Origin of the sequence: Shinella sp. HZN7, from assembly GCF_001652565.1 — a bacterium.
GTDB lineage: Bacteria > Pseudomonadota > Alphaproteobacteria > Rhizobiales > Rhizobiaceae > Shinella > Shinella granuli.
The window spans coordinates 3,218,696-3,240,559 of record NZ_CP015736.1; the positions used below are offsets into that span (position 1 = coordinate 3,218,696).

21 protein-coding genes are annotated in these 21,864 nt (G+C 64.9%); 6 read left to right on the forward strand and 15 right to left on the reverse strand.

Translation table 11 applies throughout. The features are described from left to right. Nucleotides 1-4 precede the first annotated feature (4 nt). From shn_RS15545 to shn_RS15565, 5 genes are read right to left on the reverse strand one after another with little or no spacing between them, the layout of a single operon-like run. The gene (locus shn_RS15545) at nucleotides 5-553 is read right to left on the reverse strand and encodes a sarcosine oxidase subunit gamma (protein ID WP_064331204.1); all 549 of its coding nucleotides are present in this window, start codon (nucleotides 551-553) and stop codon (nucleotides 5-7) included. Continuing rightward, nucleotides 546-3,539: a sarcosine oxidase subunit alpha gene (locus shn_RS15550; protein WP_064331205.1), complete on the reverse strand. Its 2,994-nt coding sequence runs from the start codon at nucleotides 3,537-3,539 to the stop codon at nucleotides 546-548. The genes shn_RS15545 and shn_RS15550 overlap by 8 nt, the downstream gene beginning before the upstream one ends. After that, on the reverse strand, nucleotides 3,536-3,880 hold the full coding sequence (locus tag shn_RS15555) for a sarcosine oxidase subunit delta (protein WP_064331206.1): 345 nt from the start codon (nucleotides 3,878-3,880) through the stop codon (nucleotides 3,536-3,538). Before shn_RS15555 ends, shn_RS15550 begins: the two co-directional genes overlap by 4 nt. Nucleotides 3,881-3,894: 14 nt before the next feature. Continuing rightward, nucleotides 3,895-4,293 carry a hypothetical protein gene (locus shn_RS15560; protein WP_064331207.1) on the reverse strand — a complete coding sequence of 133 codons (399 nt, stop codon included), beginning with the start codon at nucleotides 4,291-4,293 and terminating at the stop codon, nucleotides 3,895-3,897. After that, nucleotides 4,293-5,546, reverse strand: coding sequence for a sarcosine oxidase subunit beta family protein (locus tag shn_RS15565; RefSeq protein ID WP_064331208.1), 1,254 nt, complete (start codon nucleotides 5,544-5,546; stop codon nucleotides 4,293-4,295). Before shn_RS15565 ends, shn_RS15560 begins: the two co-directional genes overlap by 1 nt. 407 nt (nucleotides 5,547-5,953) lie before the next feature. On the opposite strand from shn_RS15565, the gene rpsU reads away from it, so the two are divergent. Together rpsU and shn_RS15575 are read left to right on the forward strand one after the other, a co-directional pair. Continuing rightward, nucleotides 5,954-6,181, forward strand: coding sequence for a 30S ribosomal protein S21 (rpsU, locus tag shn_RS35060; RefSeq protein WP_024270893.1), 228 nt, complete (start codon nucleotides 5,954-5,956; stop codon nucleotides 6,179-6,181). A 223-nt stretch (nucleotides 6,182-6,404) separates the two neighbouring features. Further along, nucleotides 6,405-7,301: a tetratricopeptide repeat protein gene (locus tag shn_RS15575; RefSeq protein ID WP_064331210.1), complete on the forward strand. Its 897-nt coding sequence runs from the start codon at nucleotides 6,405-6,407 to the stop codon at nucleotides 7,299-7,301. A gap of 250 nt (nucleotides 7,302-7,551) precedes the next feature. Here shn_RS15575 and shn_RS15580 read toward each other — a convergent pair whose 3' ends face one another. The 6 genes from shn_RS15580 to shn_RS15605 all read right to left on the reverse strand — a co-directional run bounded on the left by shn_RS15580 (nucleotide 7,552) and on the right by shn_RS15605 (nucleotide 14,333). Beyond that, complete coding sequence (locus shn_RS15580; RefSeq protein WP_064331211.1) at nucleotides 7,552-8,949, reverse strand: NAD(P)(+) transhydrogenase (Re/Si-specific) subunit beta; 1,398 nt, start codon at nucleotides 8,947-8,949, stop codon at nucleotides 7,552-7,554. 10 nt (nucleotides 8,950-8,959) lie between these two features. Further along, nucleotides 8,960-9,370, reverse strand: a complete 411-nt coding sequence (locus tag shn_RS15585) for a proton-translocating transhydrogenase family protein (RefSeq protein WP_064331212.1) — start codon at nucleotides 9,368-9,370, stop codon at nucleotides 8,960-8,962. Then, nucleotides 9,370-10,524 (reverse strand): Re/Si-specific NAD(P)(+) transhydrogenase subunit alpha, encoded by a 1,155-nt coding sequence (locus tag shn_RS15590; RefSeq protein ID WP_064331213.1) that lies wholly within the window; start codon nucleotides 10,522-10,524, stop codon nucleotides 9,370-9,372. Before shn_RS15590 ends, shn_RS15585 begins: the two co-directional genes overlap by 1 nt. Nucleotides 10,525-10,611: 87 nt before the next feature. Next, on the reverse strand, nucleotides 10,612-10,836 hold the full coding sequence (locus tag shn_RS15595; RefSeq protein ID WP_064331214.1) for an aa3-type cytochrome c oxidase subunit IV: 225 nt from the start codon (nucleotides 10,834-10,836) through the stop codon (nucleotides 10,612-10,614). Nucleotides 10,837-11,067: 231 nt separating this feature from the next. After that, nucleotides 11,068-11,841 carry a hypothetical protein gene (locus shn_RS15600; RefSeq protein WP_064331215.1) on the reverse strand — a complete coding sequence of 258 codons (774 nt, stop codon included), beginning with the start codon at nucleotides 11,839-11,841 and terminating at the stop codon, nucleotides 11,068-11,070. A gap of 176 nt (nucleotides 11,842-12,017) precedes the next feature. Further along, complete coding sequence (locus shn_RS15605; protein ID WP_064331216.1) at nucleotides 12,018-14,333, reverse strand: bifunctional diguanylate cyclase/phosphodiesterase; 2,316 nt, start codon at nucleotides 14,331-14,333, stop codon at nucleotides 12,018-12,020. Between the two features lie 455 nt (nucleotides 14,334-14,788). Between shn_RS15605 and shn_RS15610 the strand changes: the two genes are divergently transcribed. After that, on the forward strand, nucleotides 14,789-15,568 hold the full coding sequence (locus tag shn_RS15610; protein ID WP_064331217.1) for a gamma-glutamyl-gamma-aminobutyrate hydrolase family protein: 780 nt from the start codon (nucleotides 14,789-14,791) through the stop codon (nucleotides 15,566-15,568). A 4-nt stretch (nucleotides 15,569-15,572) separates the two neighbouring features. On the opposite strand, the gene shn_RS15615 is transcribed toward shn_RS15610, so the two are convergent. From shn_RS15615 to shn_RS15630, 4 genes are all read right to left on the reverse strand, one after another. Continuing rightward, nucleotides 15,573-15,980 (reverse strand): hypothetical protein, encoded by a 408-nt coding sequence (locus shn_RS15615; RefSeq protein ID WP_064331218.1) that lies wholly within the window; start codon nucleotides 15,978-15,980, stop codon nucleotides 15,573-15,575. 61 nt (nucleotides 15,981-16,041) lie between these two features. Beyond that, nucleotides 16,042-17,028, reverse strand: a complete 987-nt coding sequence (locus tag shn_RS15620) for a 2-hydroxyacid dehydrogenase (protein ID WP_145926018.1) — start codon at nucleotides 17,026-17,028, stop codon at nucleotides 16,042-16,044. Between the two features lie 29 nt (nucleotides 17,029-17,057). Next, a complete protein-coding gene (locus tag shn_RS15625; RefSeq protein ID WP_064331220.1) occupies nucleotides 17,058-18,086 on the reverse strand; it encodes a LacI family DNA-binding transcriptional regulator in 1,029 nt (342 codons plus the stop codon). Between the two features lie 58 nt (nucleotides 18,087-18,144). After that, the gene (locus shn_RS15630; protein ID WP_064331221.1) at nucleotides 18,145-18,672 is read right to left on the reverse strand and encodes a MarR family winged helix-turn-helix transcriptional regulator; all 528 of its coding nucleotides are present in this window, start codon (nucleotides 18,670-18,672) and stop codon (nucleotides 18,145-18,147) included. A 104-nt stretch (nucleotides 18,673-18,776) separates the two neighbouring features. Here shn_RS15630 and shn_RS15635 point away from each other — a divergent pair, with 104 nt between their 5' ends. The 3 genes from shn_RS15635 to shn_RS15645 all read left to right on the forward strand — a co-directional run bounded on the left by shn_RS15635 (nucleotide 18,777) and on the right by shn_RS15645 (nucleotide 21,857). After that, complete coding sequence (locus tag shn_RS15635; RefSeq protein WP_064331222.1) at nucleotides 18,777-19,568, forward strand: creatininase family protein; 792 nt, start codon at nucleotides 18,777-18,779, stop codon at nucleotides 19,566-19,568. Nucleotides 19,569-19,690: 122 nt separating this feature from the next. Further along, nucleotides 19,691-20,809 (forward strand): GTP-binding protein, encoded by a 1,119-nt coding sequence (locus shn_RS15640; protein WP_064331223.1) that lies wholly within the window; start codon nucleotides 19,691-19,693, stop codon nucleotides 20,807-20,809. A 58-nt stretch (nucleotides 20,810-20,867) separates the two neighbouring features. Next, nucleotides 20,868-21,857: a WD40 repeat domain-containing protein gene (locus shn_RS15645; protein WP_064331224.1), complete on the forward strand. Its 990-nt coding sequence runs from the start codon at nucleotides 20,868-20,870 to the stop codon at nucleotides 21,855-21,857. Nucleotides 21,858-21,864: the final 7 nt, after the last annotated feature.

A 21,864-nucleotide genomic window follows, 5' to 3' on the forward strand; every position in this document is an offset into this window, starting at 1 on the left:
GCGATCAGAGCCCGGCGTCTTCCGCGCCTTCCGCCAGAAGGCCGAAGGCATAAGGCGAAAACGAGCGCCAGCATTCCACACGGTAGTCCTCTTCGCCGGAGCGGAAGAGCACGATCTCGATCTTGCCGAGCACGGTGCGCGCCGCGGCGCCGACCGGGAAGATCGTGTTGCCGAGATCGAGCGGGCAGGCGCTGGCGATCGCCCCGGCCGCATCCGGGCCGGAAACCAGGATCGCCGTGTTGCGGTGGGAGACATCCGTCGCCGAATGCAGCGCGGAAACACCGGATGCGATGCCCATCAGGTCTGTGCCGTTCTCGTCGATCAGCAGCCACTCGTCCGGGCCGAGCCAGAGCGCGTGACGGCCGCTGACGGAGGCCGAAGTCTTGGGCCGCCGCGGCAGTTCGAGGCCGAAGGCCAGCGAGAGCGTGCCAATGGCATCCTCGCCGGCGCGCAGCGAGAGACGGGTCGCGGCAGCGGCGGGCGTGACGCGCGCACCGGCGGAGCCGCCATGGCGGCCAGCAAGCGGCGCCTTGCGAAGAGCTTGATCAGCCATTGAGGCGTCCTCCTTCCTTGTCGATGAAGACCATGTCGCTGACCTCGACCGCGATGGTGCGGTCGGGCATCGGCACGTAGAGCGTCTGGCCCATGCGCGCCTGGCCGCCGGCGACGAGCGCCATGGCGATGGAGCGGCCGCAGTTTTCCGACCAGTAGGACGAAGTCACGTGGCCGAGCATCTTCATCGGCTTCGGCTCGTTCGGATCGGCGACGATCTGCGCGCCCTCCTCCAGAACCACCTTCGGGTCCTTGGTCAGAAGGCCGACGAGCTGCTTGCGGCCTTCCTTGACGAGGTCCGGTCGCTTCAGGCCGCGGATGCCGACGAAATCCGCCTTCTTCTTGGAGACGGCCCAGCTCAGGCTCGCATCATGCGGCGTGACCGTGCCGTCCGTGTCCTGGCCGACGATGATGTAGCCCTTCTCGGCGCGCAGGACGTGCATGGTCTCCGTGCCGTAGGCGCAGGCGCCGAGCGGTTCGGCGCGCGCCCAGATGGCTTGCCAGACGGCTTCGCCGTAATCGGCGGGGACGTTGACTTCGTAACCCGCTTCGCCGGTGAAGGACATGCGGAACAACCGGGTCGGCACGCCGCAGATCTTGCCCTCGCGCACGCTCATATGCGGGAAGGCTTCGTTGGAGATGTCGATGCCCTCGACGAGCGGTTCGAGGATTTCACGCGCCTTCGGCCCCTGCACGGCGATGACCGCCCACTGTTCCGTGGTGGAGGTCAGCCAGACCTTCAGGTGCGGGAATTCCGTCTGGAGATAGTCTTCCATGTGGTGCATGACGCGCGGCGCACCGCCCGTCGTGGTGGTGACATGGAAGCGATCTTCCGCCAGACGCCCGACGACACCGTCGTCATAGACGAAACCGTCCTCGCGCAGCATGATGCCGTAGCGGCAGCGGCCGGGCTTCAGCGTATCCCAGGCGTTTGTGTACATGAGGTTGAGGAACTCGGCGGCATCCGGGCCGACGACCTCGATCTTGCCCAGCGTCGAGGCGTCGAACAGGCCGGCAACATTGCGCACCGTGCGGCACTCGCGGTTGACCGCGTCGTGCATCGTCTCGCCGGAGCGCGGATAGTACCAGGCGCGCTTCCAGTTGCCGACATCCTCGAAGACCGCGCCATGCGCCTCTTCCCAGGCATGCATCGGCGTCTTGCGCGCCGGATCGAAGAGCTCGCCGCGCGAATGGCTGATCAGCGCACCGAAGGTGACGGGCGTGTAGGGCGCGCGGAAGGTCGTGAGGCCGATCTTCGGGATCTCGCGGTTCAGCACTTCCGATGCGATGGCAAGGCCGTGGATGTTGGACAGCTTACCCTGGTCCGTCGCCATGCCGTTGGTGGTGAAGCGCTTGATGTGCTCGATCGAATGCATGCCCTCGCGCACGGCAAGGCGGATGTCCTTGGCGCAGACGTCGTTCTGGAAGTCGACGAAGGCCTTGACGGTGGTGTCGATCCCGGCGCCCTCGCCGCTGCCTGCCATGCCGCCGGTCCATTCGAAGGCGTTTTCGCCGCGAAGCTCGACCTTGCCGCCGCCCTCATTGCCGGTGGCGCGGGCCATCAGCTCGCCGGCGGCGAGCGATTCCTCGATCGTCGCCTGCAGGCCGTCCGTGCCATTGCACGAGCCGACCGAGAGGCAATCCTGCGCATAGGTGCCCGGCAGGAAGCGGCCGGAAGCGGCGTCATAGGCGACCTTGCCGCGCGACTGCGAGAAGAGATGCACGGAGGGCGTCCAGCCGGCGGACATCAGGAGCGCATCGACCGGAATGGCGCGGGCCGAGCCGCCACCGTTGCGGACGACCGACATGGAGGAGACGCGGAGCTTGCCCTTGGTGTCGACGACCGAATGGCCCGTCAGCACTTCGATGCCGAGCTTGCGAGCCTCGGCGAGAACCGCCTCGCCGGGCTTCTCGCGGTTGTCGACGATGGCGGCGATGGTGACGCCGGCGCGCTTCAGGTCGAAGGCGGCCTCATAGGCCGAATCGTTCGCCGTGTAGACACCGACCTTGCGGCCGACGGCGACGCCGAAATGGTTGAGATAGGTGCGCGCCGCAGACGCCAGCATGATGCCCGGCCGGTCGTTGTTGGCGAACACCATGTGGCGCTCGATCGAGCCGGTGGCGAGGATGACGCGCTTGGCGCGGACCTGCCACAGACGCTCGCGCGGCAGCGTCTTGTCCGGACGCGCGAGGTGATCGGTGACGCGCTCGACGAGGCCGACGAAATTGTGGTTGTAGTAGCCGAAGGCCGTGGTGCGGGTGAGAATGGTGACGTTCTCCATCGCCTCCAGCCTGGCGGCCGTCGCCTGCGCCCAGTCGTAGCCGTTCTGGCCGTCGATCTTCACCGACGTGTCGAAATGCAGGGCGCCGCCCACTTCCGGCTGCTCGTCGCAGAGGATGACGCGGGCACCGGCCTCAGCGGCCGCAAGCGCTGCCGAGAGACCAGCCACACCGGCGCCCGCGATGAGCACGTCGCAATGGGCGTAGCGGTTGGCATAGCGATCCGGATCCTCCTCCGTCGGCGCGACGCCGAGGCCGGCGGCACGGCGGATGAAGGGCTCGTAGACCTTTTCCCAGGCCGCCTTCGGCCACATGAAGGTCTTGTAGTAGAAGCCGGCGGCGAAGAAGGGCGAGAGCAGGTTGTTCACACCGCCGACATCGAAGGCGAGCGACGGCCAGCGGTTCTGCGAGGAGACCTTCATGCCGTCGAAGACTTCCTGCACCGGCGCGCGCACGTTCGGCTGGCGGCGCGCGGCGTCGCGGGACACATCGATCAGCGCGTTCGGCTCTTCCGGACCGGCCGAGAGAATGCCGCGCGGGCGATGATACTTGAACGAGCGGCCGACGAGGTGCACGCCGTTGGCGAGCAGCGCGGAGGCGACGGTGTCGCCTTCCAGCGCGTCGAAGGTCTTTCCGTCGAAGGTGAAACGCGCCGTCCTGGCGGGGGTCAGGCGGCCCTGACCGGCAATGCGATTGGCGCCGCTCATTTCGCGGTTCCTTCCGTGGCTTCATAGGTTTCGACGGTCTTTTCGGTGGCGGTCGGCTCGCCGGAAAGGTTCGGCTTCGGCTCGCCCGCCTTGTAGCTCATGACGAACTTGTCGCTCACCGTGTCGCGCGCCGCGTTGAAGAAGCGGCCGCAGCCATGGATATGGCGCCAGCGTTCGAAGATCAGGCCCTTCGGGTTGTCGCGCAGGAAGAAGTAGTCCTGGAACTCCTCGTCCGTGATGTCGGCGATGTTGGTCGGCCGGGCGATGTGCGCGTCGCCGCCATGGCGGAATTCGAGCTCGGAGCGCTCTTCCTCGCAGTAGGGGCAGTAGATCAGCAGCATTTTATCCTACCTGTTTAAAGCTCTGGTCCCGTCACGAACGTGCCCGGGTCCTGGTCGCAAAGTCGCTGGCCCATGGTGACGAAGGGAGCAATCCGGTGCACGAGCTGCTCGACAGTGTCGTAAGGGGCCAGAATGTCGTTCATTCCCAGATTGACGATGCTCATCGCAAAGACGTTCATGTCGAGGTTGAAGGCACGGTTCATGTCGGTCTCATCGGGAATGAAATAGACCGCCCGATTGCCCAGCACCTTCGTGCACCCCAGCATTCCGCCCTTGGCCAAGAAGGGCCATTCCACCTCGCCCGCCGCCCGATGGATCTTCTGGAAACGGAAATCCCCCGCCTCGGGGAAGATGTCTCCAGCCGGAACGGCACCAGCCGTCATCAGCAATCCGGCGACGAGCGCGCCGTTCATCAGTGGGCCACGGCCGCCGCCGCCGCCTCGTCGATGAGGCGGCCGGTGCGGAAGCGGTCCAGCGTCAGGCCGGCGGCCAGCTTGTGCGGCTCGCCCCTGGCGATGAGGTGGGCGAAGAGATGCGCCGAACCCGGCGTCGCCTTGAAGCCGCCGGTGCCCCAGCCGCAATTGACGAAGAGGTTCTTCACCGGCGTCACGCCCTGGATCGCCGAGCGGTCCGGCGTGTTGTCGGTGATGCCGCCCCACTGGCGCATCATCTTGACGCGGCGGAACATCGGGAAGAGTTCGCAGATCGCATCAAGCGTGTGCGTGATGATCTGCAGGCCGCCGGTCTGGGAATAGGAGTTGTACTGGTCCGTGCCCGCGCCGATGACGAGTTCGCCCTTGTCCGACTGCGAGATATAGGCATGCACCGAGTTGGACATGACCACGCAGGGGAAGATCGGTTTCATCGGCTCGGAGACCAGCGCCTGGAGCGGCACGGAATGCAGCGGCAGCTTGACGTCGGCCATGGCCATGATGACCGAGTTGTGGCCGGAGGCCGACACCGCGACCTTCTTCGCGCCGATGAAGCCCCTGGAGGTCTCGACGCCCGTCACCGCGCCGTCCGGCCCGCGGCGGATGCCCTTGACCTCGCAGTTCTGGATGACATGCACGCCACGGTCCGAGGCGGCGCGCGCATAACCCCAGGCGACGGCATCGTGGCGGGCGGTGCCGCCGCGGCGCTGCAGGGCCGCGCCGTTGATCGGATAACGGGCGGAGGCGGAGATATCGAGAACAGGCACGAAATCCTTCGCCTGCTGCGGCGTCAGCCATTCATTGTCGATGCCGTAGAGCCGGTTGGCATGGACATGGCGCTGGAAGGACTGCTTGTCGTGCACGTTGTGCGACAGCATCATCACGCCGCGCGGCGAGTACATGACATTGTAGTTGAGATCCTGGCTCAAACCTTCCCAGAGCTTCAGCGAGTGCTCGTAGATGTCCATGCTCTCGTCATAGAGATAGTTCGAGCGGATGATCGTCGTGTTGCGGCCGGTGTTGCCGCCGCCGAGCCAGCCCTTCTCGATGACCGCGACATTGGTGATGCCGTGCTCCTTGGCGAGGTAATAAGCCGCGCCGAGGCCATGGCCGCCGCCGCCGACGATGATCACGTCATATTCCTTGCGCGGCTCGGGCGAGGTCCATTGCGCCTCCCACCCCTTGTGGCCGCGCATCGCCTCGCGGGCGACGGCGAAAACCGAATATTTGCGCATCCCGTGTCCTCAAATTCCCGCCGGCCCGGCCGGCTTGTTTCCTGCCCCGATAGAAAGCAAATCCTGGCGCGCCGCGCCGTATTCTTTGCGACGCATTCGGGCGCACCTTGTACCACATGCGACATGAGCACCGCCGGGAATTTTGCCGCGGCCTTTCGCGCGACAACAGCGCATGGGAAGCACCCCTGTCCGTGGGAGGCGTGCATGACGAGAGGCCACCTATACCGCGATTTCCGTGGCTCCTCGCAAATATCCTCAGCCTTCCGGCGCTTCAGGCTGGACTTCTGCGCAGGCTTCTGATATCCGACGCCTCAATCGTCAGCCTTCCGGGCTGCGCGAACGTCATTTATTTGCCTGACGAGCGATAGAATCGCCGGGCTAACAACGAACAAAGGAACGGGATTCTCGTGCAGGTACTTGTCCGCGATAACAACGTTGATCAGGCTCTCCGCGCTCTCAAGAAGAAGATGCAGCGCGAAGGCATTTTCCGTGAAATGAAGATGCGCGACTTTTACGAAAAGCCGTCGCAGAAGCGTGCGCGTGAAAAGGCCGAAGCCGTCCGTCGCGTTCGCAAGCTGGCCCGCAAGCGCGCCCAGCGCGAAGGCCTTATCGGCGGTCGTCCCGGCGCCCGTTGATCGGCCGTCTTTTCGACGTTTTCGGATGCAAGACCGGGCGGGGGCGAACATTTCGCCGCCGCCTTTTTTGACGTGACCGGACGTTCTTTCACGGAAGTGAAAGACTTCCCGTGCAATTCCGGGCGCCATCGCTACGCACCTTCGCCGGAATTGCTTTCAAGCGTAGCGTTTTCATCGCGCATGAGGCGCGACAGAAGCCCACTTTGAGGATTCGCACTTGGACATGGCTGCATCTACCGGGTTCCCGACCGACCGCTTCTCCCTCTCGGCTGCCCGCCTGCGCCGCCCCCTGATGGCCGCCGCCGCCGCCACGTCCATCGCGCTTCTGCTCACCGGCTGCCAGTCGACCGCGACGTCGACGGATGTGCTGAAGGTCGAGCGCGCCCAGGGCTCGGAAGAGAACATCTCCTCGCTCTCGGCCGTCATCGCCGCCAATCCGCAGGATCCGGCAGGCTACAACGTGCGCGGTTCCGCCTATGGCCGCGCCGGCCAGCATCGCCGCGCGATCGACGACTTCAACCGCGCCATCGAGCTCAATCCGCGCTTCTACCAGGCCTATGCCAACCGCGCGCTCGTCGAGCGCAGCCAGGGCAACCAGGCACAGGCGGCGAGCGACTACAACATGGCGCTGCAGCTCAACCCGAACTATGACGTCGCCTATATCGGCCGCGGCAACCTCTATCGCCAGGCCGGCCGCCTCGATGACGCCTTCCGCGACTTCAACCGCGCCATCCAGCTCGACACGACCGATCCGCGCGCCTATCACAATCGCGGCCTGATCTACCAGGCACGCCGCCAGCACGACAAGGCGATCGAGGATTTCTCGAAGGCCATCTCGCTCTCGCCGAACTCGGCCGAGCCCTATAACGGCCGCGGCATTTCCTACGCCGCGCAGGGCGACGACGACAACGCGTTCCAGGATTTCAACACGGCGATCAACCTCGACGGCAAGCTCGCCGAATCCTGGGCGAACCAGGCACTGATCTACGAGCGCCGCGGCGACATGGCCCGCGCGGCGAAATCCTATTCGCACGCGCTGAGGCTGGACCCGAACTACAAGCCCGCCAAGGACGGCCTCGCCCGCACCCGCGGCCCCGCCAGCGCCGCCAAGCCGGCCTGACCGGCGCAAGAGATCGACTACCTCTCCTTCGTCATGCCACGGCTGTGGATCCTCGGGTCAAGCCCGAGGATGACGGGAGAAGAGAGGTAAGCAACATATAAAAAGGGCACGGCATGCCGCACCGCTTGATAGGCCCCGCCCCTCTCCTCCGTCATCCTCGGGCTTGACCCGAGGATCCACGCTCCGGGCGGGTCACAAACAAAAAGCCCGCGATCATCTCGCGGGCTTTTTGTTTCGGGCTGTTTGCCGGTCAGTGGTTCATCGCCTTGACGATGTCCTCGGTCATCTTCTTGGCATCGCCGAGCAGCATCATCGTGCCGTCCTTGTAGAACAGCGTGTTGTCGATGCCCGCATAGCCGGAGCCGAGCGAGCGCTTGACGAAGAGGCAGGTCTTGGCCTTGTCGACATCGAGGATCGGCATGCCGTAGATCGGCGAGGACTTATCGTCGCGCGCCGCCGGGTTCGTCACGTCGTTGGCGCCGATGACATAGGCGACGTCCGCCTGCGCGAATTCCGAGTTGATATCCTCCAGCTCGAACACTTCGTCATAGGGGACGTTCGCCTCGGCGAGCAGCACGTTCATGTGGCCCGGCATGCGGCCGGCGACCGGATGGATCGCGTATTTCACCTCGACGCCCTGCTTCTTCAGCGTATCGGCAAGCTCGCGCAGCGCGTGCTGGGCCTGTGCCACCGCCATGCCGTAGCCCGGCACGATGATGACCTTCGAGGCGTTCGCCATCAGGAAGGCCGCGTCGTCGGCCGAGCCCTGCTTGACCGTGCGCTGCACGCCGTCGTCAGCAGCAGCGGCCGTCTCGCCGCCGAAGCCGCCGAGGATGACGGAGACGAACGAGCGGTTCATGCCCTTGCACATGATGTAGGAGAGGATCGCGCCCGAGGAGCCGACCAGCGCGCCGGTGATGATCAGCGCGAGGTTGCCGAGCGTGAAGCCGATGCCCGCCGCCGCCCATCCCGAATAGGAGTTGAGCATGGAGACGACGACCGGCATGTCCGCCCCGCCGATCGGCACGATGAGCAGCACGCCGAGCGCCAGCGCCAGCACGACGATCAGCCAGAAGTCCATATGGCTTTCCGACAGCGTCAGGCCGACGATGAAGAAGACGATCGCGGCGAGCAGCACGATGTTGATGACATGCCGGTAGGGCAGCATGATCGGCTTGCCGGACATGCGCCCGTCGAGCTTGAGGAAGGCGATGATCGAGCCGGTGAAGGTGATCGCGCCGATGGCGGCGCCGAGCGCCATTTCGACGAGCGCCTGGCCATGGATTTCGCCCACCGCGCCGATGCCGAAGGAGACCGGCGAATAGAGCGCGGCGGCCGCCACCAGCACGGCGGCAAGGCCGACGAGCGAATGGAAGCCGGCGACGAGCTGCGGCATGGAGGTCATCGGAATGGAGCGGGCGATCCAGGCACCCGCGCCGCCGCCGATGGCAAGGCCGAGCACGATGAGCACGAGGCCGCCGAAGGACGGCGTCGCCAGCAGCAGCGTCGTGCCGATGGCGATGCCCATGCCGATCATGCCGAGCATGTTGCCGCGCCGGCTGGTCGTCGGATGCGACAGGCCGCGCAGCGCCATGATGAAGAGCACGCCGGAGACGAGATAGAGGAAGGCTGCGAAGTTTGCGTTCATCGGGCCGGCCTCACTTGTCTTTTTTCTTGTACATCGCCAGCATGCGCTGGGTGACGAGGAAGCCGCCGAAGATGTTGACGGAGGCGAGGATCAGCGCCACGAAACCAAAACCCGTAGCAACGCCCGAAAGCGAGATGCCGACGGCGAGCAGCGCGCCGACGACGATGACCGAGGAGATCGCGTTGGTGACGGCCATCAGCGGCGTGTGCAGCGCCGGCGTCACCGACCAGACGACATAGTAGCCGACGAAGATCGACAGCACGAAGATCGCCAGGCGGAAGACGAAGGGATCGATCGCCCCGCCGGAAACGCCATGCGCCACGGCGGCGGCCGCGTCCGGCACATATTCGGAGGCGGTGCGCACAGCCTCCACGGCACGTTCCAGATCGGTGATTGCCTTGTCGAGAAGTTCGTTCGCCATCACTTGCCCTCCCCTTGCTGAACGGCGCCGCCGAAGTTCGGATGCACCACGGCGCCGCCGTTGGTCAGCATCGTCGCCTTGACCAGCTCGTCCTCGACATTGACCGAGACCGATTTCGTTTCCTTATCGACCATGGTCTCCAGGAAGGTGAGAAGGTTCTTGGCATAGAGCGCCGAAGCCGACGCCGCGATGCGGCCGGGCACGTTGAGATAGCCGATGACCTTGACGCCCTCGACCTCGACGACCTTGCCGGCTTCCGACCCTTCGATATTGCCGCCGCGCTCGACCGCGAGGTCGACGGCGACGGAACCGGTGCGCATGGCGGCCAGCATCTGGCGCGTCACGAGACGCGGCGCGGGACGGCCGGGGATGAGCGCGGTGGTGATGACGATGTCCTGCTTGGCGATATGGTCGGCGACAAGCGCCGCTTGCTTCGCCTGATATTCGGCGGACATTTCCTTGGCATAGCCACCGGCGGTCTCCGCGGCCTTGAACTCGTCGTCCTCGACGGCGATGAACTTTGCGCCGAGCGAGGCAACCTGTTCCTTGGCGGCCGGACGCACGTCCGTCGCGGAGACGGCGGCGCCGAGGCGGCGGGCGGTGGCGATGGCTTGGAGGCCGGCGACACCCGCGCCCATGACGAAGACCTTGGCGGCCGGGACGGTGCCGGCGGCAGTCATCATCATCGGCATGGCGCGGTCGAATTCATGCGCGGCGTCGATGACGGCCTGGTAGCCGGCAAGGTTCGCCTGCGAGGACAGGATGTCCATCGACTGGGCGCGCGTGATGCGCGGCATCAATTCCATGGCGAAGGTGGTGAGACCGGCACGGCCCATCTCGGCGATGGCCGCTTCGTTGCCGTAGGGATCCATCGTGGCGATGACGATGGCGCCGGATTTGTAGCCGGCGATCTCGGCGGCAGTGGGCCGGCGCACCTTCAGGACGACGTCGGCCGCTTTCGCCTCGTCCGCCCCGACGATGCGGGCGCCGGCGGCCTCGTAGTCGGCATCCAGGATGCGTGAAGCAAGGCCGGCACCGGCCTCCACCAGCACGTCGAGCCCGAGGCCCTTCATTTTCTTGACGGTTTCAACGGAACCCGCGACGCGGCCTTCCGCCGGGTCACTTTCCCTTGCGACAAAAACACACTGACTCAAACCGTGGTCCTCCCCCCGAGACTGGCCGTGTTGGATCACGGCGCCGGGATGGCGCCGCGTGACAAACCGCGAATGCGGCTGTTCAGGTCAACGCAGCAGGAAGTAGCCGACGACGTTGAGAATGATGAGGAGCAGCAGGCTCGAGAAGAAACCGGCGCTCGTGAAGAAGCCGGCGGCCATGGCGATCAGCAGCGCGACGCAGAACAGCGTGCCGTATTTGGCACCGGCGATGAAGAGGTCGTAGGTCTTCTCGTGCTCCGGGTAATCCATCGCAGCGCCCGTTTCGACCGGTCCGGAATGATGTTCAGCCATAGTCTACCTTCTCCTAAGCACCCGCACCCGTGAGCAGAAAGCCCGACCCGACGAGCGCCAAAAACAGATTCCCTCAAGCGTGAAGACACGCGTCTTTCTGGCCATACACAATGGATTGGCAAAGCGCAACGGCAAGGCAGGCAGAGCGTTTCGACCTGTATCGTTTCCGAAACAGAACGGGCCGGTTTCGGAAGAAACCGGCCCGGCATGCGACATCAGGGCGCGGGCGCCCTACCCGGCATAGGCGTTGCCGGAAAGCTGGATCCGCTCGCCGCCGAAATGGGCTCTACGCGCCGTCGGGCGCACGGTCAGCGGGCTGAACGGCAGGTCGTCGCCGCGGGCGAACATCATGCGGCGCTCATAGGGCTCCGACTTGAAGAACGGGAAGCGCTGGTAGAGCGAGGGCAGCGTCTCCTTGACATTGGTCGCCAGCAGCATCAGGTCGATGATGAACTTGCCCTGGTTGCTCTTCGGCGAAGCGACGAAATCGGCATCGAAGACGCGCTTGTAGAAGGCCGAATGCGCGGGCTTGACCATCTGCACGCAGCGATCCGTCTGGAAATAGTCCGTCGCCATCGTGGCGATGCGCAGCGTCAGATACGGAATGGCCGGCATCTCGCTCCAGATCTCCGGGTCGGCCGCAAGGCGAACCGGGTCGATCAGCGACATGCCCGCGTCGAGGAAGGCATTGATCTCATCCGGGAAGACCTTTCCCGACGAGGTGACGCGGTGCTCGGGCGTCACATGGTGCAGGCGCACCGTCGAGATCAGCCGCTCCTCGTAATAGATGCCGAAGACATAGGCATGGCTGTCGAAATCGACCTCGTCGATGAGGACCGCCTGATCATCGAGATGCATGACGGCACCGGCCTTGTAGGCCTTGTAGCGGATGCGGGCGACATCCTCCATGTCCTCGCCCGTCTCGACCCGGCGGTACTCGATCCTGTCGAGCAGTCCCAGAAGCTTGTCCGAAAAGCGGTTGGTCGCCGTCTCCACGCTGGCCATTGTCCCCGTATCCTCGATTGAAAAACACCGGCAGCCACCGCGCTGCCGTCCTTACAATCGTCGATATAAGACAATTTGTGTAAAATACCATTCATTAACCTTAATAGATGGTTAACGCTAATTTTGAATAAGCTGATATATCGTATCGACTTCACATACTGCGGGAAAAGGAAGGATCAGGCGACGCGGCGGCCGCGGCGACCGGAGGAGGAACCGCCGGATTTGCGGGCGAGCGTGTCGTAGAGATCGCGCAGCGCATCGGGCGACATGGGCGCCGCGAAGACATAGCCCTGCACGAGATCGGCACACTGGTACTTGTTGATGAGCGCGAGCTGCTCGCGCGTCTCCACGCCCTCGATGACGATGCGCAGGCCGAGCTCGCGGGAGAGGTTGACCGTGCCGCGCAGGAGCTTGAAGCGGCGCGGGTCCTCACCGATGTTGCGCACGAAGGAGCGGTCGATCTTGATGACGTCGAGCGGCAGCTGGTCGAGATAGCTGAGGCTGGAATAGCCGGTGCCGAAATCGTCGATGGCGATGGTGATGCCGCGGGCGCGCAGCTCCTGCAGGATCGCCTGCACCTTGACCGGCTCCTCCATGAGGCAGCTTTCGGTGACTTCCAGATGCAGCCGGTGCGGCGCGAGCCCCGCCGCCTCCAGCGCCTCGGCGACGAGGTCGATGATGCCGGTGCCGCGCAGGTCCTGCACGGAAAGGTTCACCGAAACGCCCATATGCGCCGGCCAGCCCGCGCAGTCGGCGCAGGCGCGCATGATCATGAAGCGCGTGATCTCGGAGACGATGCCCATCTCCTCGGCGAGCTGGATGAAGACATTCGGCGGCACCGGGCCGCGCTCGGCATGCGTCCAGCGCGACAGCGCCTCGCAGCATTCGATGCGCGACCCGTCCGGCACGAACATCGGCTGGTAGGCGACGGAGAGCGTGTTGCTGGCGAGCGCCTCGCGCAAATCGTCCTTGAGCTTCTGGCGATCCATGTATCGCGCGTCCATCTCCTGCTCGAAGACGGTGACGCTGCCCTTGGCGCGCGATTTCGTCTCGAAGAGCGCGAGATCGGCGCGAATCTGCATTTCCTCCAGCCGGAAATCATCGCTCGACACCATCACGGCGCCGGCGCTGAAGGAGACGAGGAAGGTCATGCCATCGAAATCGTAGTTGCCGCGAAGCTGCTCGTGGAAACGGCGCATGCGCGTTTCGAGGTCGCGGCGGTTCGTCTCGTTGGGGAAGAAGAGGATGAATTCGTCGCCCATCAGATGGCCGGCGAGCACCTTGTCGCCGGCAAGCCGGCGCAGGCGCTCGGCAATGGCGCAGAGCAGCCGGTCGCCGGTGACGTGCCCCTTCATGTCGTTGACATGCTTGAAATCGTCGACATCGAGCACCATGAAGCCGACCGTACCGGGCTTCTTACGCTCGCCCAGCGCCTCCTGCACGAGATCGGCGAAATAGGTACGGTTCGGCAGGCCGGTGAGGCTGTCGTAGCGCACCATGTGCAGGATCTTCTTTTCTGCCCGAACGCGCCCCGTCACATCCTCGAAAATCAGCACGGCGCCGCCGTTTTCACGCGGCGAGGCGGTGAATTCGAGATAGAGCCCGTCCGTGACCTGGACCAGCGCACGGGAGCGCTCGCCCTTCAGGAGTTCGTCGAGCTGGCGCAGGATCACCCTGCTCTGCTCGGCATTGAGGAAGGTGTTGCGCACGCCGAACCTGAGGACGACATCGAGATGGCAATCCTTCAGCCGCTCCTGGTTGCCGAGATGCAGCAGCTCGCAGGCCCGGCGGTTGGCGACGAGGATGCGATGATCGGCATCCAGCATGAACAGGCCGTGCGGCATGTTGTTGAGCGCCGTGTCGAAACGGTCGGCGATGATGGAGACCTCACGCGTCGCCAGCACGTTCTTGTAGAGGAATTCGCGCACGCCGTTCGCCATCATGCGCGTCGTCATCACGAAGGGCAGGATGAGCACCGCCAGCACCGCGTGGTAGAAATCCTGCAGGCCCAGGAAGCCGACGACCATGGGGAAGCAGGCGGAGAAGGTCATGTAGTCGACGGCCCGCTTCGAGCCGCAGTTGCGCCCGACGACGGAGACCATGGTGGCGAGCGTTACCGCGATCGTGGCAAGCTCGGCAAAGCTGTCGCGGCTGAAGAGCAGGCTGTAGCCGCAGGAGGTGCCGAGCGCCAGCGTCGTGCCGACGGCACCGAGATTGTACCAGTTCTCCCAGTAGCGGATGCCGTCCATGTCGAGCGCCGCATGGTCCACCCGGTCGAAATGGCGCATGCCGACGGCGCGCAGCGACCAGATGGCTACGACAAGGCCGCTCCAGATCAGGAAAAAGGGGTCGGATGTCTTGGCGTAGACGAAGGAGAACGTGATGACATGCGAAATCATGCCCACGAAAAGGGTCTGGCGGTTCCCGTACAGCGAGCTGACAAACGACAGATACACATCAGCCGGCAGTGTGTTTTGACCCTTATCCTTCATGGACTCGGCACTCCCTATGACACGAGAGGGTTACCGACCAAAATTTAATGAATGATTTCGGGAAATTACCCAATAACAAGGGTATTGCCCGGCATTATTGCACGCGCATTCAACCCACGGAAGATGCCCTCAACCCCATATTGCAGAATTAGGGTCTTTCACGCGATGAATTCAACCTCGCATGAGTCATCCGCGCAATATCCTGTCTCCAAGGCGACACAGTATTACACGCAAGCAAAGCGAAAAAAGTCGTCCGTGCAATCGTTGTTTGCAAGCGTGTGGTTAATGAGGCGTCGCCGGACGGGGCTGAGATCCGTCAATCCGATACCACTATATCCTGCCGCCTACCGCCTGGAAACCGGGCTTCGGCCGTCATTTCGCCCGAATGGGGGAATTGACTGATGGAAGATTTGATAGCAAATCGTCGATTGGTATTTCTTTTTCCGGAGCCCCTCATGTCGAAACCCGTCGTCGCCATTCCCGCCGATATCAGGGAAATCGAAGGCAACGTCTGGCAGGCCACCCCGAACCAGTATGTGCGCGCCGCCGTCAAGGGCGCGGACGTCACGGTGTTCCTCGTGCCGGCGCTCGAAGCGGACAACGATTTCGACGGCATTCTCGACCGGGTGGACGGGCTCCTCGTCAGCGGCTCGCGCACCAATGTGCATCCCTCGCTCTACGGCAAGGAAGCGACCGAGGCGGAAGGCCCCTATGACACGGCGCGCGACGCCACCAGCCTGCCGCTGATCAGCCGCGCGCTGGAACGCGGCATTCCGCTGCTGGCCATCTGCCGCGGCATCCAGGAGCTGAACGTCGTGCTCGGCGGCACGCTCGCCAACGAGATCCAGGAACAGCCCGGCATGTGGGATCACCGCAAGCCGGATACGCCCGTCCTCGACGTCGCCTACGGCATCCGCCAGACGGTCCATGTCAAGGAGGGTAGCTGCCTTGCCGCCGTCGTCGGCGCCGGCGAGGTGCAGGTCAACTCGCTGCACCGGCAGGCGATATCCGACATCGCGCCGCGCCTTGCCGTCGAGGCCGTCGCCGAGGACGGCACGATCGAGGCCGTCTCCGTCATCGGCGCCAAGGCCTTCGCGGTCGGCGTGCAGTGGCATCCGGAATACTGGGTCGGCTCCGACCAGCCGTCGAACAGGCTTTTCGCCGCCTTCGGCCAGGCCGTGCGCGACTATGCCGCCTCCAAGCAGGCGACTGCGCACCGGACCGCTGCCGAATGATCGCTCAGTCGGCAGAAATCATCGTGATCATGGCGTCGGCAGGCTCGACGGCCTCGTAGGCAGGGCCGTCGCCGTCGACGACGGTCAGGATGGCCTCGCCCTGCGCATCGGCGACGACCACCGTGCCGTCACCATTCTTGACCCAGGTCCGCGCGGCGGAAAGACCCGGCCACACGGCATCGCAATCGGCGCCGGCGGAGAAGCGCTCGCTGCGGCTCGAAATGCGGTCGCCCCGCTCGGCAAGGCAGGCGGTGTTCGCCACCACGTTGGAAATGGTATAGCTGTGCGCTCCCACCGCGGCGGGAACGGAACTCGTCGTCACCGGGTCCACGGCCGGTGCCCGGTCCGCGGCAACGCTCCAGAGCCCCAGCGCCAAGGCGCCGACCGCGGCGGCAATCATCAGCGTCTTCATGGGGCTCTCCTTCGCGCTCGACTCGATGGCAAAAGCATGCGCCCGCAAAATTGCCGAAAGGTTAACGAAGGCTTTCCAGACCGTTCCCTGTTTTTCGCGTAAAGGGTGTTTCGGGCACCGGCGTCAGGGCCGCGCCACGCGCGAACCAGGCGAAGAGATTGTCCGCCACGAGATCGGCCATGGCATCGCGTGTCGCCACCGAGGCGGAGGCGACATGCGGCAGCAGCGAGACGTTCGGCAGGTCGAGCAGCGCCTGCGGTACGTTCGGTTCGTCATAGAACACGTCGAGCCCCGCCGCCGCGATCACGCCGTCCTTGAGCGCCGTGGCAAGTGCATCCTCGTCCACCGTCCAGCCGCGCCCGACATTGATCAGCACGCCGTCCGGCCCCAGCGCGCGAAGGATATGCGCATCGATCGTCCGGTGCGTCTCGGCCGTCTTGGGCACGATGGCGATCAGGATATCCACCGCCTCCGCCAGCTCCGCCAGCGAGGGGTAATAGGCAAAGGGCACGCCCTCGCGCGGGCGCCGCGTGTGATAGGCGATTTCGATGCCGAACCCCTTGAGCCGCTCGGCGATCGCCATGCCGATACGCCCGAGCCCGTAGATGCCTGCCTTGCGTCCGCGCAGGCTGAGGGGCGTCAGCGGGAAGGCGCCCTCGCGCACCCAGCGCCCCTCGCGCAGCCAGGTCTCGGCCTGCGGAAAGCGGCGCACCGTGTTAAGCAGCAGGCCGATCGTCGTATCGGCCACCTCGTCGTTCAGAACGTCAGGCGTGTTTGTGACGGTTATGCCGCGCGCCGCTGCGGCCGCCACATCCACGCCGTCATAGCCGACGCCGAAGCTCGCGATGATTTCCAGCGCCGGCAGATGCTCGATCATCGCCGCACCGAAGCCGCCGGAGACCGCGACGCCGGAAATGGTCGCCGCCTCGGAGCGGGCGAGCAGGGCCGGGTCCGCCCGCTCGATGCGCACCACGTCGAAGGTGTCCTTCAGCCGGTCGAGCACCCGTTCGCGGATCGTGCCGGGCACGAGAAGACGCGTCTTGGCCACCATGGCGAGATCTCCCATTGCCCGATGCCTCAGCCTTCCGAATGGACCTTGAGCGGTCCGGTGGACTGCCGGATGCGCATTTCCGGCTTGATGAGGTGGATGCCGTCAGGCTCATGGCTGCCCGAGAGCTTGTCGAGCAGCGCACGGGCGGCGTTGCGCCCGACCTCGGACTGGCCGTTCCAGACGGTGGTGAGCGCGGGCGTGGCGATCGCCGCCTCCTCCAGGTCGTCATAGCCGGTGACGGAAACGTCGCGGCCGGGCACGAGACCGGCGCGCGCGATGCCGTTCATCAGGCCGATCGCCACGAGGTCGTTCCAGCAGACGGCCGCGGTCGGCTTCTGCGGCAGGGAGAGGAAATGCACCGCCGCCTCGAAACCGCCCTGCTTGGTGCGCGGACCGGGAATGCGCAGGCCCGGATCGACCTCGATATTGGCCTTGCGCAAGGCATTCACATAACCCTGGTAGCGGTCGCGGCCGGTCGACGTCTGGTCCGTGCCGCCCACCATGGCGATGGTGCGGTGGCCGAGGCCGATCAGGTGGTTGGTGGCGAGCGAGATACCGTAGCTGTCGTCGCCGCGGAAGATCGGCACATCCAGCCCCTCGATCGAGCGGGCGATGAGGATCGCCGGCATGCCATTGTCCTCGGCAAGCTGGATATCCTCCGGCGGCGTGCCGATGGCCGGCGACATGATGACCCCGTCGCCGCCGAGCTGCAGCAGCGTCTCGACGAAATTGCGCTGCTTTTCGACCGAATCGTAATGGTTGGAGAGAATGAAGGTCTGCCGGTCGCGGTCGAGCTCGCTCTCGATGGCCTTCAGGATTTCCGCATAGAACGGGTTCATGATGTCGTGCACGACGACGCCGATGATGCCGGAGCGGGAGGTGCGCAGGCTGGCGGCACGACGGTTGTAGATATAGCCGAGCGCGCGGGCCTGCTCCTTGATCTTGTCGCGGGTGGACGCCGCGACGAGCGGGCTGTCCCTGAGCGCAAGCGATACCGTCGCCGTGGAAACGCCGAGCGTTTCCGCGATGGTGGAAAGCTTGATTTTCTGTGCCACGACCCCTCCCCGACGAACGCCAAGCAACGCGGCGTTTAAAACCGTTTATTTAAACAGTTTAAATCTCGTCGGCAACTGCCTTTTCAACGTCCCGCGGCGCATCCGGCAGGCCGCCATGCAGGTTTTCGTCCACGGCGCGCAGGAGCTTGAGCAACTGGCGCACGTCCTTCTCGCTCAGCCCGTCCGCCGCCTGCTGCTCGCTGAGCCGGCCGGCCTCGGTGATGTGCTCGACGGAGGCCTCGCCGGCCGGCGTGAGGCGCACGACGGTGAGCCGGCCGTCCGTTTCATCCGGCCGCCGCTCCACGAAACCCTGCGCCTCCAGACGCCCGATCGTGCGCGTCATGGTCGGCGCCTTGACACCGAGCCGGGCGGCGAGCGCGCCGGCGGTCAGGCCCCCCTCTTCCGCCAGCGCCAGGATCACACCGTCCTGGCCGGCATAGAGGCCGGTGGCGAGAAGATTGCGCGACAGCACCGTGCGCATGGAGCGGGCCGCATTGACGACGGCGGCGGCAAGACCTGCGCCGGAGACATCCTCGTGTCCCTTCTTCTTCTTGCCCTTCTTGCCGTCCTTATGCTTCTTGCCCATCGATTGCCTCCGCCTCACCGTTCCCTGCATCACCCTTGCATCGCGGGCATGGCCTTGTATGACTCATGTGACAGTCGGGCGGCAAGACGGGATAGAGGCAGACGATGACGCATCCGAAGATGCGGTGGAACGACAACGATCCGGCCCTGTCGGTAAAGGACCGCGCGGACTGGATCGCCATTCTGCCGCTCGGCGCCCATGAGGGCCACGGCCCGCACCTGCCGCTCGATACGGATACGCTGATCGCCGAGGGCATCGTCAGGCGGTTGATGGCGGTGCTGCCGGCGCACCTGCCCGTCACCATCCTGCCCACGGAGCCCGTCGGCTATTCGCCGGAGCATCTCGACGTGCCGGGCACGCGCTCGCTGGGTTATGCGGAGGCGGTGGAGCGATGGCTGGCCATTGCGAAGACCCTGCATGAAAAGGGCGTGCGGAAACTCGTCCTGCTCAACGCCCATGGCGGCAATTCGCCCCTGATGACGATCGTCGCCACCGAGGCGCGCGTGCGCTGGAACATGCTTGCCGTCGCGACGGCCTGGACCCGTTTCGGCCAGCCGGAAGGCTGGATCGCGCCGGAGGACAAGGCGATCGACATCCACGGCGGCGATATCGAGACCTCCGTCATGCTCGCCCTGCATCCGGACCGCGTTCGCATGGACAAGGCGGAACATTTCGGCTCGCGGCAGGCGGAATTTGTCGCGCGCTTTGCCCATCTGCGCGCCTATGGCCCGCATGCCTTCGGCTGGAAGATGTCCGATCTCAACCCAAAGGGCGTCGCCGGAAATGCCGCGGCGGCAACCGCGGAGAAAGGCGAGGTCCTGATCGCCCATGCCCTCAGCGGCCTCGTCGCGCTTCTCAAGGACGTCGCGGCCTTCGACGTGGAGATGCTGCGCTAAAGAAGCGCCGGGCGGTTTTGCAGGCAACAAAGGCCGGATCGCATTTGCGCTGGCCCGTGCGATCTCCTATATCAGACGCCAACCGGACGCTGCATGCGTCCCCGCCATCGCTCGAGGTTCCCATGACCGAAACAGCCCTCCCCAAGCCCATTCCCGTCACCGTGCTCACCGGCTATCTCGGCGCCGGCAAGACGACGCTGCTCAACCGCATCCTGACCGACAACCACGGCAAGAAATACGCCGTCATCGTCAACGAATTCGGCGAGATCGGCATCGACAACGACCTCATCGTCGAATCCGACGAGGAAATCTACGAAATGAACAACGGCTGCATCTGCTGCACCGTGCGCGGCGACCTGATCCGCGTCGTGGAGGGCCTGATGCGCCGTCCCGGCCGCTTCGACGCCATCATCGTCGAAACGACGGGTCTTGCCGATCCGGTGCCGGTCGCCCAGACCTTCTTCATGGACGACGACGTGCGCCAGAAGACCGAGCTCGATGCCGTCGTGGCCCTGGTCGATGCAAAGCACCTGCCGCTGCGCCTGAAGGACAGCCGGGAGGCCGAAGACCAGATCGCCTTTGCCGACGTCGTGCTGATCAACAAGACCGACCTCGTCAGCCCGGAAGAGCTGGCCCGGATCGAGGCGACCGTGCGCGTGATCAACCCGTCGGCCCGCATCCATCGCACCACCCGTTCGGAAATCGATCTCACCAAGATTCTCGATCAGGGCGCGTTCAACCTGGAACGGGCACTGGAAAACGATCCGCATTTCCTTGACCACGACCATCCGGACCATGTCTGCGGTCCCGATTGCGGCCATGACCATCACCATCATGGTCACGACCACGATCATCACCACCATGATCACGACCATCACCACCACGATCATGATCATGACCACCATCACCATGACCACGGCGTCTCACCGATCCATGACGTGACGGTGCAGTCGATCTCGCTGCGCGGCGGCGAGATGAACCCGGACCGCTTCTTCCCGTGGATCCAGAAGATCACCCAGACGGACGGCCCGAACATCCTGCGCCTCAAGGGCATCATTGCCTTTGCCGGCGATGACGAACGCTACGTCGTGCAGGGCGTGCACATGATCGTCGAGGGCGACCACCAGCGCGCCTGGAAGGACGGCGAGAAGCGCGAAAGCCGCCTCGTCTTCATCGGCCGCGACCTCGACCGCGAGAAGATCGAGCGCACCTTCAAGGCCTGCGAGGCGCAGCAGGCATGATTTCAAGACATGTTATGCGCCGCCCGGATGCCATTCTGCGCATGAAAGACAAGACCTGATGCCGACCGTCGCGCCTCTCGACCTCGACGACCACGTCGTCGCGGCCGCCTTTCTCGGCGACGTGCCGTTCTTCGCCACCGCCTCCGGCGCCATCCACCGCCTCGACCACGGTCAGAAGGTCACGCAAGCGCATGACGGGCTGCTCGCCTGCATCAGGGACGAAGCGAACGACACGCTGATCACGGGCGGCGAGGACGGCAAGGTGCAGCGCATCGCCGCCGACGGCAGCGCGACGCTTCTTGCCGAAGTGCCGCGCAAATGGATCTCCGTCGTCGCCGCCGGCCCGCAGGGCGCCGTCGGCTTCGCGGAGGGCCGCACGGCACGCGTCCGCCTTGCCGACGGCACGATCAAGGAATTTGCCGAAAGCCGCTCGGTCGAGGGCATTGCCTTCGCGCCGAAAGGCCTGCGCATCGGCGTCGCGCGCTACAATGGCGTCTCGCTGCACTGGGTGGCGATGGCCGGCCAGCCGGTCGACCTGGAATGGAAGGGCGCCCACACCGGCATCACCTTCTCCCCCGACGGCCGTTTCGTCGTCACCAGCATGCAGGAAAACGCCCTGCACGGCTGGAAGCTCGACACCAAGCCCGGTGCCGACACCCGCCACATGCGCATGACGGGCTATCCGGCCAAGGTGAAGTCGCTCTCCTGGTCGGTGAAGGGCAAGTGGCTCGCCTCGTCGGGCGCGCCGGCAGCCATCGTCTGGCCGTTTTCTGCCAAGGATGGCCCGATGGGCAAGCCGCCGCTGGAACTCGGCACCCGTGCCGATGTGATGGTGACATCCGTCGCCTGCCATCCGGCGGAAGAGGTCGTCGCCATCGGCTATTCCGACGGCATGGTGCTCGCCGCCCGGTTCGCCGACAGCCGCGAGGTGCTGCTGCGCCGCCCCGGCAAGGGCGCCATCACCTCCATGGCCTGGAGCAGGAACGGAAAACTTCTGGCTTTCGCCAGCGAAGCCGGCGATTGTGGTGTCATCGATCTTGCGGGATAGGAGCGGC

Excerpts from the sequence above, each read along its gene's own strand:
- shn_RS15545 (WP_064331204.1), bottom strand. The coding sequence starts at position 553 with ATGGCTGATCAAGCTCTTCGCAAGGCGCCGCTTGCTGGCCGCCATGGC.
- shn_RS15550 (WP_064331205.1), bottom strand. The coding sequence starts at position 3,539 with ATGAGCGGCGCCAATCGCATTGCCGGTCAGGGCCGCCTGACCCCCGCC.
- shn_RS15555 (WP_064331206.1), bottom strand. The coding sequence starts at position 3,880 with ATGCTGCTGATCTACTGCCCCTACTGCGAGGAAGAGCGCTCCGAGCTC.
- shn_RS15560 (WP_064331207.1), bottom strand. The coding sequence starts at position 4,293 with ATGAACGGCGCGCTCGTCGCCGGATTGCTGATGACGGCTGGTGCCGTT.
- shn_RS15565 (WP_064331208.1), bottom strand. The coding sequence starts at position 5,546 with ATGCGCAAATATTCGGTTTTCGCCGTCGCCCGCGAGGCGATGCGCGGC.
- shn_RS15575 (WP_064331210.1), top strand. The coding sequence starts at position 6,405 with ATGGCTGCATCTACCGGGTTCCCGACCGACCGCTTCTCCCTCTCGGCT.
- shn_RS15580 (WP_064331211.1), bottom strand. The coding sequence starts at position 8,949 with ATGAACGCAAACTTCGCAGCCTTCCTCTATCTCGTCTCCGGCGTGCTC.
- shn_RS15585 (WP_064331212.1), bottom strand. The coding sequence starts at position 9,370 with ATGGCGAACGAACTTCTCGACAAGGCAATCACCGATCTGGAACGTGCC.
- shn_RS15595 (WP_064331214.1), bottom strand. The coding sequence starts at position 10,836 with ATGGCTGAACATCATTCCGGACCGGTCGAAACGGGCGCTGCGATGGAT.
- shn_RS15600 (WP_064331215.1), bottom strand. The coding sequence starts at position 11,841 with ATGGCCAGCGTGGAGACGGCGACCAACCGCTTTTCGGACAAGCTTCTG.
- shn_RS15605 (WP_064331216.1), bottom strand. The coding sequence starts at position 14,333 with ATGAAGGATAAGGGTCAAAACACACTGCCGGCTGATGTGTATCTGTCG.
- shn_RS15610 (WP_064331217.1), top strand. The coding sequence starts at position 14,789 with ATGTCGAAACCCGTCGTCGCCATTCCCGCCGATATCAGGGAAATCGAA.
- shn_RS15615 (WP_064331218.1), bottom strand. The coding sequence starts at position 15,980 with ATGAAGACGCTGATGATTGCCGCCGCGGTCGGCGCCTTGGCGCTGGGG.
- shn_RS15630 (WP_064331221.1), bottom strand. The coding sequence starts at position 18,672 with ATGGGCAAGAAGCATAAGGACGGCAAGAAGGGCAAGAAGAAGAAGGGA.
- shn_RS15635 (WP_064331222.1), top strand. The coding sequence starts at position 18,777 with ATGACGCATCCGAAGATGCGGTGGAACGACAACGATCCGGCCCTGTCG.
- shn_RS15640 (WP_064331223.1), top strand. The coding sequence starts at position 19,691 with ATGACCGAAACAGCCCTCCCCAAGCCCATTCCCGTCACCGTGCTCACC.
- shn_RS15645 (WP_064331224.1), top strand. The coding sequence starts at position 20,868 with ATGCCGACCGTCGCGCCTCTCGACCTCGACGACCACGTCGTCGCGGCC.